Raw genomic sequence first — 13054 nt, 5'->3', positions numbered from 1 at the left:
CGCGGTGAGGGGAACACCGTGACGGCGCCGTCCGCGCCGCCGGGGTTCGCGATGCGCGGCCGGTCGACGGTGCCCGTCAGCTGATGCCGGCGTACCGGCTCGCGACGGTCATCGCGACCGGGGTGAGCGGCAGCAGCGCCGCGGCGACGGTGGCGAGCCGGACGCCGGCCCGGGACAGCGGCGCAGGTGGCTGCAGCAGCCGCTCCAGCCGCTCCGCGGTGTCGCCGCCGTCCATCGCCAGCAGCCCGGGATCGGTGCCGGCGGGCCGGGCGCCCGCCTCGGCCATCGTCACCAGTGCCCGGGCCAGGGCGAGCGGCCCGCTGGACCGCACGGCGATCTCATCGGCGCGCAGCTCCACCAGCCGGTGGACCTGGTGCAGGGCGGTGCTGAACATCGGTATCCACGGGAACGCGATGTGCAGCAGGCGCACGGTGCGCAGCAGCCAGTAGTGCCGGCCGGTCGCGTGTGCCCGCTCGTGTGCCATGACGGCACGCAGCTCGTCGGGCGTGAGGCGGCGTACCGCGGCGGAGGTGACGACCACGTCGGTGCGCCCGCCGGGGACCAGGAACGCCGCTGGATGCTCCGCCGGCACGACGGTGGCGTCGAGCGCGGGCACCCTGCTGCCGGCCAGCCGCAGCATCGCCAGCACGGACCGCCGCCGGCGCCGCTCCGCGACGGCGAGTCGACAGGCGCCGATCGTCAGCCGGATCGCCACGCCGGCGATCAGGGACGCGCCGAGGACGGCCGCCGCCTGGGTCCGGCGGCCGTGCGCGCCCTGCACGGCGTCGAGGCACAGCTGCCACGCCCGGCACATCAGCGACTGGGCGCTGTCCCAGTGCGTCGTTGTCGTCACGCCGATCAGTCCCACGCTGACGAGCGCCGCCGCGCAGGTCATCTGCCAGGCGAAGATCGCCACCGCGGGGGAGCGCAGCACCCACCTGGCCCGGGCCAGCCGTGGGGCCGCGACCAGTGCGAGGGCCGCGGTGAACGCGCCGAGCAGCACGGCGCTCATCTACTCGGTGATCCTCTGTTCGTAGCTGCGCAGCGCCTGGCGCAACGCGGCCGCCTCGTCCAGGGTCATCTGCCCGACGAAGTGCAGCAGCGCCTGCGCGCGGTCGTCGCTGTCGGCGAGCGCCTCGCGCATGAGCCGCGCGACGTACTGCTCCCGGCTCATCACCGGCTGGTAGGTGTGTGCCCGGCCGTGCTGGGTGCGGTGCAGATAGTTCTTGCGGAACAGCTTCTCCATGACGGTCAGCACGGTGGTGTACGCGAGCTCGCGGTCGCGGGTGAGGTCGGTGTGCACCTCGCGCACCGTCGCGGGTGCCGACCGGGCCCAGAGCTGCTCCATGATCGCAGCTTCCAGGTCGCCAAATCCCCGCACTGCGCCTCCTCGTGCACGCCCCCGTCTGCCCGGTCGGGCCGGGGCCATGGTCCGGCCCGGGCTTTCGATGCTACGACACGGCTGGATGCGTCGTCCTTGACGCGTGGCCGCGCGGAGGGGCCGCGGCCCGCGCCGTCGACCGTCGTGCCGCGGGGTCATGCGCGTTCGACGCGCAGGGCATAGTCCTTGCCGCCGGTGGACTCGTAGAAGACCCGTACCCGTTCTCGGCCGCCGGCCAGCGCGGACAGCGCCTGGACGTCGATGTTGGCGCGGTCCTGCGGCCGGATCACGAACGTCAGCGGGGGCGGGCCGCCGTAGACGTCCAGCACCAGCTCCGTGTCGGAGACCCGGTTGACCGTGCCCACCAGGTGGCGTCCCGTGGGCACCGCGTCCAGGCTCACCGGGCCCGGTGTCGGCACGAGGTGCGGTGCCGCGGTCGTGCAGCCCGCGGTGAGCAGCGCCGCCGGCAGCATCCAGGCCGCCGCGGACGTGGCGGCGGCAAGCCGGGCTCCGGACCATCTCCTACGCTGCATAGGACAGCGAGTGTACAAGCGGCACAACGATTTTGGGTGCCTTCGTCGCGCAACGGCGCCGTCGCGGTGAGCTTCTGGCCCGCGGCGTCGATGGTTCTTGATGTCGGATCGCCGGTAGGAGTGCACGCCGAGTGATGGTCCGGCTGCGCTGGGAAGGATGTCGTCGGCCGGGTTGATTGGGATCGTCGACCTCTCTACGGTGGCTACCGTCCGTCCCGGCCGTCGGTCTCCATGTCGAGGCCCTGGGGTGGACCTCTGGAGGAAGGGCGTCGCTGCGGTGGACCGTATCCGCACGTTCTCGTTCGTTCGCAGAACGCTGGTCGTGGCCGCCGTCGCCCTCGCCGGGCTGGTGCCGGCCGTCTCGGCGCACGCCGAGCCGTCGCTGCCGGAGATCGAGCGGCAGCTCGACGAGGCGTGGGAGAAGCTGGAGCCGGTCATCGAGCAGTACAACGACCTGCACAGCCAGCTGCTGGCCAACCAGGCGAAGGCCAGGTCGCTCAATGACACCCTGACGCCGCTGCAGCAGCAGGTCGACGCCGCCATGCACGAGGTCGGGGCGATGGCGGCGCGGCAGTACAAGTACGGCCAGGCGTCGGTGCTCAACGTGCTGCTGTCGACCGATTCGCCGCAGACGTTCGCCGAGCAGCTGGCGACGCTCAACCGCCTGGCGAGGAACAGCGCCGACCAGATCTCGTCCGTCGCGCAGCTGCGCGACGGTTACGCCGCGGACAAGCAGAAGATCGACGCGCTCGTCGCGCAGCAGCAGGCACAGGAGACCGAGCTCGCGGTCCGCAAGAAGTCCATCCAGGCGGAGGTGGACCGGCTGCAGGCGCTGCGCCGGCGGCTCGGTGCCTCCGACATCCCCACGAGCGCGCTGTACATCGGTCAGTGCCCGGCGGTGTACATCGGCGGCGCGGCGGGCACCGCGGTGAAGACGGCCTGCGCGCAGATCGGCAAGCCCTACGTCTTCGGCACCGTCGGTCCCAGCACCTTCGACTGCTCCGGCCTGACCCAGTACGCGTGGAAGGCCGCGGGTGTGTCCCTGACGCACTACACCGGTGCCCAGTGGAAACAGGGCAGCGCCGTGAGCAAGGCCGACCTGCGCCCCGGTGACCTGGTCTTCTTCTACAGCGACCTGCACCACGTCGGCATGTACGTCGGCAACAACCTGATGGTCCACGCGTCCCGCGCCGGGGTGCCGGTCAGGATGGCGCGCATCGACACCATGCCGTACATGGGCGCCCGCCGTCCCGGCTGACCGTGTAGGAATCTACTATCGAGCATAGTAGGTTGGCGGTGACACGTCTTGGACCGTGGAGGGCGGCGACAGCATGCGGCAGGCGCTTGCGCTGCGCCGTGCCGTGACCCTCGTCCGGCGCGGCCGGTGGATGGCGGCGATGCTGCTGGCCGTGGTCACCGCCATGGGGCCGGCGGCGGCGGCGCGGCACTGCCACGGTGGCACCGCCGTGGCCCTGGACCGGGCCGCCACACAGACGGCGGACCCTGACGCCGGCGTGGCCTCGGCCCGGACTGCCGCGCGAACGGCGGACCCTGAAGTCGGCGTGGCCTTGGCCCGGGCCGTCACGCGAACGGCGGACCCTGAAGTCGGCGTGGCCTCGGCCCGGGCCGTCACGCGAACGGCGGACCCTGAAGTCGGCGTGGCCTCGGCCCGGGCCGTCACGCGAACGGCGACCGTCGACGCCGGCGAACGGTCGCCCCGCCACCGCTGCTGCGCGCACGGCGTCGACGCCGGTCAGCGGCCGGCCGGCACCAACGCCGACACCGCCGCCGGCACGGCCTCCGGGCCGGTGAGCAGCGTCGCGAACGCGGGTCGCGGCGGGTCGCGTCAGGCCGGGTCGTCGCCGTTGACGCCGGCGCAGTTGCAGCGGTGGCGGCGCTGACCAGCAGGTGAAGTGCGCCGGCGGCACGTCGTGGCGCCGGTTTCCTTCCATGCCTGCCGCAGGTGTCCCCGGTCGACGCGCCGACCGCGGGTGCCGCGCCGCGGCGGCGTGCCCACCTGCTCACGGAATCGGCGACATGAATCTTCTGACAGGCCGACGGCCCCGGTCGTCCGGCAGTACGGCCCGCTCCGGACCGGCGAGGTCGACGTTCGCGGTGGCGTTCGAGGAACGGGACAACGGCTTCGGTGCCATCAGGCTCATGCTGGCGGTGTCGGTGGTCGTGGCGCACGCGACGTCGCTCGGGTTCGGCTGGGAGGACCTCGGGCACTCCGCGTTTCGTGGCCAGACCAATGTCGGCACGCTGGCGGTGTTCGGGTTCTTCGTGCTGTCCGGACTGCTCATCACCCGTAGCGCCCGCCGCACCTCGCCCGGGCGGTTCGCCTGGCACCGCGCCGTACGGATCCTGCCCGGATTGTGGGTGTGCCTGCTGGTGACCGCGTTCGTGGCGGCGCCGCTGGTCGCGTACCGGGAGCACGGCAACCTGGACGGCTTCTGGGACGGGCCGCGCGGCCCCGTGCAGTACGTGTGGCACAACTGGTTCGTCGGAGTGCGTCAGTACGGCATCCACGACCTGCTCGTGCAGTCGACACCCTGGGGGCGGCAGACGTCGTCCAGCGTGTTCAACGGTGCACTCTGGTCGTTGGTCTACGAGGTCCTCTGCTACGCCGCGACCGGTCTGCTCGCCGTGACCGGGTTGCTGCACCGCCGCCGGCGGCTCGTGCTGGCGGCGGCGGTCGTGCTGTTCGGGGTCATCGTCACCGACCAGGTACGGCACCGGGAGCTCGCCGGCCCACCGGCGTCGCACCACGGTGAGATCCGGCTGCCCCTGCTCGGGGCGGTGTACCCGCAGTGGATGGTCTACCTCGGGTTCCTGTTCCTGGCCGGGGCCCTGGTGGAGCTGTACGCCGACCGTCTGCCGCTGCGCGGTTGGGCCGGTGCCGTTGCCGTGGTGCTGCTGGCCACGAGCCTGCTGGCCGGTGGCTTCTTCGTGGTGGGTTTCCCGGCCCTGGTGTACGCGCTGGTCTGGGCGGGTGCGCGGATGCCCCGGCGGCTGAGAAGGATCGGGCGCCGCAGCGACTACTCGTACGGCATCTACATCTATGGCTTCGTCATCCAGCAGGTCTTCGCCGGATACGGCTGGAACCGGTGGGGTTTCTGGCCGTACACGGCGCTGTCGCTGCCCGCCACGGTGACGGCGGCGGCCCTGTCCTGGCACCTGGTGGAGCGGCACGCGCTGCGCGGTAAGGACTGGACGCCGACCTGCAGGTCGGGCAGGTCACGCGAGGCGCCGTGAGGTGGCGGCCCGAACCTCACCGCGCGCCGGCGGCGGGCGCCGTCCGGCTCACCCCGGACGGCGCCCGCGATGCCCGGCCGGTCACCGGCCGGGGGTGAGCCGGACGCGGCGCAGCAGCTGGGCGTTGAGTGCGACGACGATCGTCGACGCGGACATCAGCACGGCCCCCACCGCCGGGCTGAGCGTGACGCCGGCCCAGGCGAGCGCACCGGCGGCGAGCGGGATCGCGACGATGTTGTACCCGGCGGCCCAGGCCAGATTCTGGATCATCTTGCGGTAGCTGGCCCTGGACAGCCGGATGACGCCGGTCACGCCACGCGGGTCGGAGGAGGCCAGGACCACCCCGGCGGACTCGATGGCGACGTCGGTGCCGGCGCCGATGGCGATGCCGACGTCGGCGCGGGCCAGGGCCGGGGCGTCGTTGACGCCGTCGCCGACCATCGCCACCCGCAGCCCGCGCCGCTGCAGCTCGGCGACGGTGCGCTCCTTGTCGGCCGGGAGGACCTCGGCGAAGACCTCGTCGACGCCGGGCCGCAGGCCGAGGTCGGCGGCGACGGCGTCGGCGACCTGCCGGGCGTCACCGGTGATCATGACGATCTTGCCGACGCCGAGGTGCCGAAGCTGCGCGATCGCCTCCTTCGCCTCGGGCCGGACCTCGTCCTCGAGGGCGAGCGCGCCGACGACGCGGGTCGCGTCGCCGTCTTCGCCGTCGAGGCGGACGAGGTGCAGCACGGCGGCGCCGCGTGCGGTCCACGCCGCGGTCGCGGCGGCGACGTCGTCGGGCAGGCCGGCGTGCAGCTCCCGCAGCAGGGCCGGGCCGCCGACGGCGTAGCGGACGCCGTCGACGGTGGCCTGCACGCCGCGGCCGGTCAGCGACTGGAACCCGTCGGCGCGCAGATCGAAGGCGCCCTCACGGGCCGCCGCGGCGACGATGGCCCGGGCGAGCGGGTGCTCGCTGTCGGCCTCGACGGCGGCCGCCAGGTGCAGCACCCGCTGCCGGCTGAACCCGGCCGCCGCGGTGACGCCGGTGACGGTGTGCGCGCCCTTGGTCAAGGTGCCGGTCTTGTCGAACAGCACGGCGTCGACGGCGCGCATCCGCTCCAGCGCGAGCCGGTCCTTCACCAGGATCCCGGTACGTGCCGCGACGGCGGTGGACAGGGAGATCACCAGCGGGATGGCCAGGCCGAGCGCGTGCGGGCAGGCGATGACCAGCACCGTGACGGTGCGTACCACCGATTCGTCGAGGTCGCCCAGAGCCCACCAGGTGGCGAAGGTGACCAGCCCGGCGCCGGCGGCGATGAAGAACAGCCAGGCGGCGAACCTGTCGGCGAGGACCTGCGCCCGGCCGCGGGACTGCTGGGCCTGCCCGACGAGGCGCTGGATGCCGGCCAGGGCCGTGTCGTCACCGACGGCGTCGACCTCGATCCGCAGCGCGGAGTCGGTCGCGACGGTGCCGGCCACGACCCGGTCGCCGACGGAGCGGGCGACGGGCCGGGACTCGCCGGTCACCATCGACTCGTCGAGCTCGGCGCGGCCCTCGACGACGTGCCCGTCGGCCGGCACCCGGCCGCCGGAGCGGACCAGCACGGTGTCACCGACGCGCAGGTCGCTGACCGGCACGCGGCGCGGTCGGCCGTCCGTGTCGAGACGTTCGGCGTCGTCGGGCAGGAGCGCGGCGAGGGCGGCGAGGGCGCCGCTGGCCTGGCCGATCGCCTTCATCTCCTGCCAGTGCCCGAGCAGCATGATGGTGACCAGCGCGGCCAGCTCCCACCAGAACTCCAGGTCGAACCAGCCGGCGCTGGTCGCCAGGGACGCGGCGTAGGCAACGGTGATCGCCATCGAGATGAGCAGCATCATGCCGGGTGCGCGGTCGCGGAGCTCGGCCACCGCACCGGCCAGGAACGGCCGTCCGCCGTAGAGGAACACCACCGTGCCGAGCACCGGCCCGACGAGGCTCATGCCGGGGAAGTCGAGCCGGTAGCCGAACCAGTCCATCACCATGTGACTGGTCGCGACGACCGGGACGGTCAGCGCGAGGCTCCACCAGAACTTGCGCCGGAACACCTCTGGGTCGTGCCCGGCATGCTTGTCGTGCCCACCCCCGTGCCCACCGGCGTGCTCGTGACGGCCGTCCGCGCGCTCGTGCGTCGCGGCGCCGCCGGGAGGGTGATCGTGCGGGTGACCGGTGGCCCCGTGGGCGTGATGGTCCGGGATGCCTGTGCGGTGCGGCGAGGTCATGGCCGCCTCCTTCCGTCCGTTCGACCATACCCCCGGGGGGTATGGATGCCAACCGGTGGTGGTTAGCGTCACGGTCTACGATGATGCGTAGGAGGTGGCCTCGGAGTGGTGCGCAGCCGCACGCGATCTGCCGCTAGGCACCCGTGTGCCGGTCTGCTGACCGTCGCGCTGCTGGTGCTCGGCATCGCGTGGATGCACACGCTGGCAGGTGCCCCGCTCCCGCCCGCGAGCACGGCGGTGGCGGTAGCGGTGATGCCGGACTGTGCCACGGGCGGGCACCACGACCCTTGTCCGGCCACCCCGCACGACGGCGGACACGCCGGGGCGATGTGTCAGTCCCCCCTTCCGCCCGCCATCGGCGCGCCGGCGCCCACCTTCGCCGCCTCGCCGCCGCTGCCGCCGGCCGCGCCGGACCGCGCGTTGACCGTCACGGTCGCGGCCGAGGCGGCCGGCGGCAGTGGGTGCGGTCCGCCGCAGCGCAGCGTGCTGTCGATCTGGCGAACGTAGGCCGACGCCGCAGTGGATGACGCCGATGACCCCGCACCGGGTGTGCCGGGCGGTCGCGGTGGCGTCCCGCCGTGCCCCGTTCACCGTTTCGCCAGACTTCAGGAGCTCGATTCAGCATGCGTACGATCAACCTCCGCCGGGCCGCAGTGGCCACCGGCGCGCTCAGCCTCGCCCTGTTCGCCGGTGGCTGCGCCGGCCACGGGGCGGACCACAGCACCATGGGCACCGCCGCCCCGACCGTCGCGGCGCCGCGGTCCGGTGCCACCTTCAACGCCGCCGACGTCACGTTCGCCACCGACATGATCCCGCACCACCGGCAGGCCATCGACATGGCCGAGGTCGCCCAGGCGAAGGCCGCCACGCCCGAGGTCCGGGCCCTCGCCGACAGGATCGCCAAGGCGCAGGAGCCGGAGATCGCCACCATGTCCGGCTGGCTGACCGCCTGGGGTGCGCCGGTCCCCAGCCCGGGCGCCATGCACCACGGCATGGACGGCATGGGGCAGATGCCCGGCATGATGACCGACCAGGAGATGCGGGACCTGGCCAAGGCTGACGGCAAGGCCTTCGACACGATGTTCCTGCAGATGATGATCAAGCACCATCAGGGTGCGGTCGAGATGGCCAGGACCGAGCAGGCCCAGGGTCAGGACGCGGCGGCCAAGCAGCTCGCCGCCAGGATCGCCGCGGATCAGACCGCGGAGATCACCGAGATGCAGGGCCTGCTGGCGAAGCTGTAACGCGACCCACATCGCCTCATGGCGGCCCGCTGGTGCCCGGCGGCGGACCGCCATGAGGTGTACCGCACTGCGGTCCGCGGTTGACCCGGATACCCCCAGGGGGTAAGTATGTCTCCGACACGGATACCCCCTGGGGGTACTAAGGAGTGAGAGACATGGCAGCCGCATCCCGGCGTTGGTGGGCCCTCGGGCTCATCGCCCTGGCCCAGTTCATGGTCATCATGGACACCTCGATCATCGGCGTCGCCCTGCCCCGCATGCGGGACGACCTCGGCTTCACCCCGGGCAACCTGTCCTGGGTCTTCAACGCCTACGTCGTCGCGTTCGGCGGGCTCCTGCTGCTGGGCGGCCGCCTGTCGGACCTGTTCGGCGCCCGGCGCGTGTTCGCCGCCGGCTGGGCCGTCCTGCTCGCCGGCTCGCTCGCCGCCGGGCTCGCCGACGGCGTCGGCGTCGAGCTGGCCGCCCGTGCCGTGCAGGGCGCCGGCGCGGCACTGATCGCCCCGTCGGCGCTGACGCTGCTCATGATGCTGTTCGGCGCCGAGCCGAAGGAGCTCACCAGGGCCCTCGCCCTGTACGGCGCGGCCGCACCCGCCGGTGGCACCGCCGGCGTCTTCCTCGGCGGCGTCATCACGGAGTACGTCAGCTGGCCGTGGGTGTTCTACATCAACATCCCGATCGCCCTGCTCGCGCTGGCCGCCACCCCGGCCGTGATGCCGTCCGGCGGCGCCCGCCGCGGCTCCCTCGACCTGCTCGGCGCCCTCACCGTCACCGCCGGCCTGGCCGCCGCGGTGTACGCGATCGTGCGGGCCCCGGAGGCCGGTTGGACTTCCCCGCGGACGTGGCTGGTGCTCGGCGCCGCGGTGCTCGCGCTCGCCGCGTTCGTGGTGATCCAGGCGAAGCGCCGGGAGCCGCTGATGCGGCTGTCGATCTTCCGGGCGCCTGACCTGGCCGCGGCGAACGTCGCGCAGCTGCTGCTCGGCGCGGCGTGGATCCCGATGTGGTTCTACCTCAACCTGTACCTGCAGCAGGTCCTCGGCTACAGCGCCTTCCCCAGCGGTGCCGCGCTGCTGCCGATGACCGTCCTCATCATGCTCGGCATGATCCTGCTCGCCCCGCGGGCGATCGGCCGCTTCGGGTCCAAGGCGACGCTCGTCGCCGGCCTGACCGTGCTCGCCGCCGGCCTGGGCTGGCTGGCGTTCGTCCGGCCGACCGGCAGCTTCACCGCCGACGTGCTGCCCGCCTCGCTCGTCGCGGCACTGGGCATGTCCCTGGCCTTCATCCCGTCGCTGGGCACCGCGATCGGCGCGGCCCGCCCGGAGGAGGGCGGCCTCGCCTCGGGCATCGTCAACACCAGCTACCAGGTCGGCTCCGCGCTCGGCCTGGCCGCGATGACCGCCGTCGCCGCCGCCGCCGGCGCCGACCGGCTCGGTGACCTGCCCGCCCTCACCGACGGCTACTCCGCCGCGTTCACCGGCGCCGCCGTCATCGCCCTGGCCGCCGCGGTCATCGCCGCGCTCACCCTGCGCCCGGCCTCCTCCGCACCGGCCGTCGCGGTCGAGCCGGAGCGCCACGCGCAGGAGATCGGCTCGCCCAGCTGACACCCGGCCACCGGCGCGTCGGGCGGCGTGCGGCCGGCAGCTCCCCGCCGACCCGGCCGGGCAGGGGTCACGCCGTGGCGGTGTCCGGCAGGTACGGGCGGGGGCGGCGGGGCCGGGTGGCGGCGGTCGCGGTGAGGACGGTGTCGCCCACGAGCCGGGCGAACGTGGCGCCGGCGCCGTCGGGTGCGCCCGGGGACAGCCAGCGCAGGGTCCGCAGCGCGGCTCCGGTGCGCCGGTCGGCCGGGTCGGCGGCGTCGACCAGCCACAGGCACCGCGTGCCCGCCGGGACCGTGGCGCCGTCGATCGTCGCCGCCGCCGTGGTGACGCGCAACCATCCGACCGTCGGGGAGCCGCCGCGGATGGCGGCGTCGACCAGTGCCGCCCGCTCGGCCGCGCCGGAGGCCAGGCCGGCCCACGCCGGCCGGTCGGCCGTGGCGCGCGCGGACCCGGCGGGCGCGGCGACGCCGCTCGCGGTGGGCGCGGGGCCGCCGTTCGTGGTGGGCGCGGTGGGCACGGCCGCCGGGCCGGTGGCGGTCGGCACGGCGGCGCCGCTCGCGGTGGGCACGGCCGGCGGCGCGGTGGCCGCGGTCGCGGCCGCCGGGCCGGTCGCGGTGGGCACGGTGACGTGACTCGCGGCGGTCGCGGTGGGCACGGTGGCGCCGTCGGCGGTGGGCGCGGTCATGGCGCCGAGCAGCCGCGGCAGGACGGCCCGGGTCGCGTCCCAGGCCGCGGCGGTCAGGGCGCTCACCAGGGCCGCGACCTCGTCCAGGGACACCTCGTCGCGGCCCACGCTGCGCCAGAACAGCGCCTCGTCAAGGACGGTCTCCTGGTGGTCCGGCCGCAGCGGGGCGGCCGACCTGGCGGCGCGGTCGCGGACCACCTTCGCGACCGCGGTGTGCAGCAGGGCGAGCGGCGCGGCGGCGCGGGTGACCTGGTCGGGGCAGGCGCGGGCGGTGAAGGCGCTGCGGGCCTCGACCCGGCGCAGCACCGGGGCCGGGATGCCGACCACCTCGGCAACGAGCGAGGGCACCAGGTCGTCGAGCCGGTCAAGAAGGTCCTCACCGGTCGCGGTGCCGAGCAGCGGGCGCAGACGGGCGCCCCAGATGAGGCGGGCCTGCGCGGGGGAGGTCGGCCACACGAGGCTCAGCAGCGCTCGTGCGCGGGCGTCGAGCGGTGGGGCGCCGGGGGCGTGCGGGGCGACCAGGGTCGTGGCGTCGGCGAACGTGGCCGGGTCACGGCACAGTTGGCCGACCAGGTGCTCGCCGGTGACGACGCGGACGTCGCCGCCGTGCGGCTGGGCGGCGAGCAGGCTTGCGGCCGGGTCGAACAGCACTCGATGCCTCCCACGTCGATCGGTGGACGCCATCCAATCTATTCGAACACATGTACGAATACCAGTGCGACGGGTCAGCCCGCCGGGGACAGGTCAGGCGGCGGAGGTGCGGACCAGCGTCCTGATCTGGCGCAGCAGCACCGAGATGGCGGCCAGGTCACCCGGCGACTCGCCGAACTCGCCGATGGCGTTGCGGGTGCGGGCCATCAACGCGGCGTTGCTCTGTTCCCATTCGTGGACGCGGTCCGCCGCGTCGTCGCCGGGGGGCGTGGCGGTGAGGACCTCCGCCGTCAGGGCGGCCAGGGCGGCGTACAGGTCGTAGCGCAACGCCATGCGGGCCAGGGTCTGCCAGCGGTCCTCGCGCGGCAGGTCGGCGATCCTCGACAGCAGGTCGTGGACCCGGAACCGCTCGGACAGCGCGTAGTAGACCGCGGCGACGTCGTTGACGTCCTGGCCGGTCCGGGAGGCGACCTCGACGATGTCGAGCAGGCCGAAGCCGTACACGATCCGGATCGTCCGGTCGGCGATCTCCGCCGGCAGGCCCAGCCCGCGCAGGGCGGCCGCGTCGGTGTGCAGCGCCTCGCGCTCCTGGCCGCACAGCAGCGTCTCCAGCCGCGGCAGCAGCCGGGAGATGCCGGGGCGCAGCCGGGCGATCTCGCCGGGCACGTCGATCGGCAGGCGCCGGTTGGACACCAGCCAGCGCACGGCCCGGTCGAGCAGCTGGGAGGTCTTCAGGTTGACCTCGGTCTGCGCCGCCGCCGGGACCTGGTTGTCGAGGGACTCGCCGGCGCGGCGCAGCCCGGCCAGCCCGTACACGTCCCGGACCACCACGGAGGCCCGCAGGATGTCGGCCGCGCCGGCCCCGGTCTCCTCGGCGGCGCGGTGGAAGAAGGACGCTCCGCCCCAGTTCACCGCCTCGTTGACGACGGCGGTGGTGACGATCTCGCGGCGCAGCGGGTGCTCGGCCATCGCCTGGACGAACCGCTCGCGCAACGGGGTCGGGAAGTAGCCGACGAGCACCTGGTCGGTCCACACCTCGTCCGGCACGCCGGAGTCGAGGATCTCGCGTTCGAGGCCGATCTTCGCGTACGACAGCAGGACGGCGAACTCGGGTGAGGTCAGGCCGACGCCGTCGGCGGCGCGGGCGTCGAGCTCCTCGTCGGTCGGCAGCCCTTCCTGGGCGCGGTCGAGCTGGCCGCGGCGCTCCAGGTCGGCGATGAGCCGCTTGTGCACCGGCAGCAGCGACCGGGACTGGGCACGGCCGTCGCCCAGCGTGGTGGCCTGGTCGTAGTTGTCGCGCAGGACCAGCTCGGCGACCTCGTCGGTCATCTGCGCCAGCAGCGGGTTGCGGTCCTTCGGACGCAGCGCGCCGTCGGCGACCGCGCGGTCGAGCAGGATCTTGATGTTGACCTCGTGGTCGGAGCAGTCGACGCCGGCGGAGTTGTCGATGAAGTCGGTGGCGATCCGGCCGC

General features: G+C 73.9%; 12 protein-coding genes. 6 read left to right on the top strand and 6 right to left on the bottom strand.

What is annotated here, in order from left to right:
* Positions 1-76 precede the first annotated feature (76 nt).
* The 3 genes from OP18_RS45945 to OP18_RS45935 all read right to left on the bottom strand — a co-directional run bounded on the left by OP18_RS45945 (position 77) and on the right by OP18_RS45935 (position 1914).
* Positions 77-1012: a M56 family metallopeptidase gene (locus OP18_RS45945; RefSeq protein WP_052388349.1), complete on the bottom strand. Its 936-nt coding sequence runs from the start codon at positions 1010-1012 to the stop codon at positions 77-79.
* A complete protein-coding gene (locus OP18_RS45940; protein ID WP_162189918.1) occupies positions 1013-1429 on the bottom strand; it encodes a BlaI/MecI/CopY family transcriptional regulator in 417 nt (138 codons plus the stop codon). It abuts the gene before it with no gap.
* Between the two features lie 107 nt (positions 1430-1536).
* A complete protein-coding gene (locus OP18_RS45935; RefSeq protein WP_156090258.1) occupies positions 1537-1914 on the bottom strand; it encodes a hypothetical protein in 378 nt (125 codons plus the stop codon).
* A gap of 322 nt (positions 1915-2236) precedes the next feature.
* On the opposite strand from OP18_RS45935, the gene OP18_RS45930 reads away from it, so the two are divergent.
* From OP18_RS45930 to OP18_RS45920, 3 genes are all read left to right on the top strand, one after another.
* Positions 2237-3172, top strand: a complete 936-nt coding sequence (locus OP18_RS45930; protein WP_245635763.1) for a C40 family peptidase — start codon at positions 2237-2239, stop codon at positions 3170-3172.
* Positions 3173-3245: 73 nt separating this feature from the next.
* On the top strand, positions 3246-3815 hold the full coding sequence (locus OP18_RS58930) for a hypothetical protein (RefSeq protein ID WP_162189916.1): 570 nt from the start codon (positions 3246-3248) through the stop codon (positions 3813-3815).
* A gap of 214 nt (positions 3816-4029) precedes the next feature.
* Positions 4030-5169, top strand: coding sequence for an acyltransferase family protein (locus tag OP18_RS45920; protein ID WP_052388348.1), 1140 nt, complete (start codon positions 4030-4032; stop codon positions 5167-5169).
* An 81-nt stretch (positions 5170-5250) separates the two neighbouring features.
* Here the strand turns inward: OP18_RS45920 and OP18_RS45915 are convergent, their stop codons facing one another.
* Positions 5251-7407 carry a heavy metal translocating P-type ATPase gene (locus OP18_RS45915; protein ID WP_033366168.1) on the bottom strand — a complete coding sequence of 719 codons (2157 nt, stop codon included), beginning with the start codon at positions 7405-7407 and terminating at the stop codon, positions 5251-5253.
* A gap of 108 nt (positions 7408-7515) precedes the next feature.
* On the opposite strand from OP18_RS45915, the gene OP18_RS45910 reads away from it, so the two are divergent.
* From OP18_RS45910 to OP18_RS45900, 3 genes are all read left to right on the top strand, one after another.
* Positions 7516-7914 carry a hypothetical protein gene (locus OP18_RS45910; protein ID WP_162189917.1) on the top strand — a complete coding sequence of 133 codons (399 nt, stop codon included), beginning with the start codon at positions 7516-7518 and terminating at the stop codon, positions 7912-7914.
* A 116-nt stretch (positions 7915-8030) separates the two neighbouring features.
* Positions 8031-8651, top strand: a complete 621-nt coding sequence (locus OP18_RS45905; RefSeq protein WP_033366161.1) for a DUF305 domain-containing protein — start codon at positions 8031-8033, stop codon at positions 8649-8651.
* A gap of 155 nt (positions 8652-8806) precedes the next feature.
* A complete protein-coding gene (locus tag OP18_RS45900) occupies positions 8807-10249 on the top strand; it encodes an MFS transporter (protein ID WP_033366158.1) in 1443 nt (480 codons plus the stop codon).
* A gap of 67 nt (positions 10250-10316) precedes the next feature.
* Here the strand turns inward: OP18_RS45900 and OP18_RS45895 are convergent, their stop codons facing one another.
* A complete protein-coding gene (locus tag OP18_RS45895; protein WP_033366155.1) occupies positions 10317-11582 on the bottom strand; it encodes a RodZ family helix-turn-helix domain-containing protein in 1266 nt (421 codons plus the stop codon).
* A 93-nt stretch (positions 11583-11675) separates the two neighbouring features.
* Positions 11676-13054, bottom strand: a 1379-nt coding sequence (locus OP18_RS45890) for an NAD-glutamate dehydrogenase domain-containing protein (protein ID WP_033366151.1), incomplete at its 5' end; no start/stop codon positions are given.

This window comes from Dactylosporangium aurantiacum (assembly GCF_000716715.1).
In the GTDB taxonomy this organism is placed as follows: Bacteria; Actinomycetota; Actinomycetes; order Mycobacteriales; family Micromonosporaceae; genus Dactylosporangium; species Dactylosporangium aurantiacum.
The sequence above is the reverse complement of the archived record's forward strand: the minus strand, read 5'-3'. Positions and strand labels throughout refer to the sequence as shown.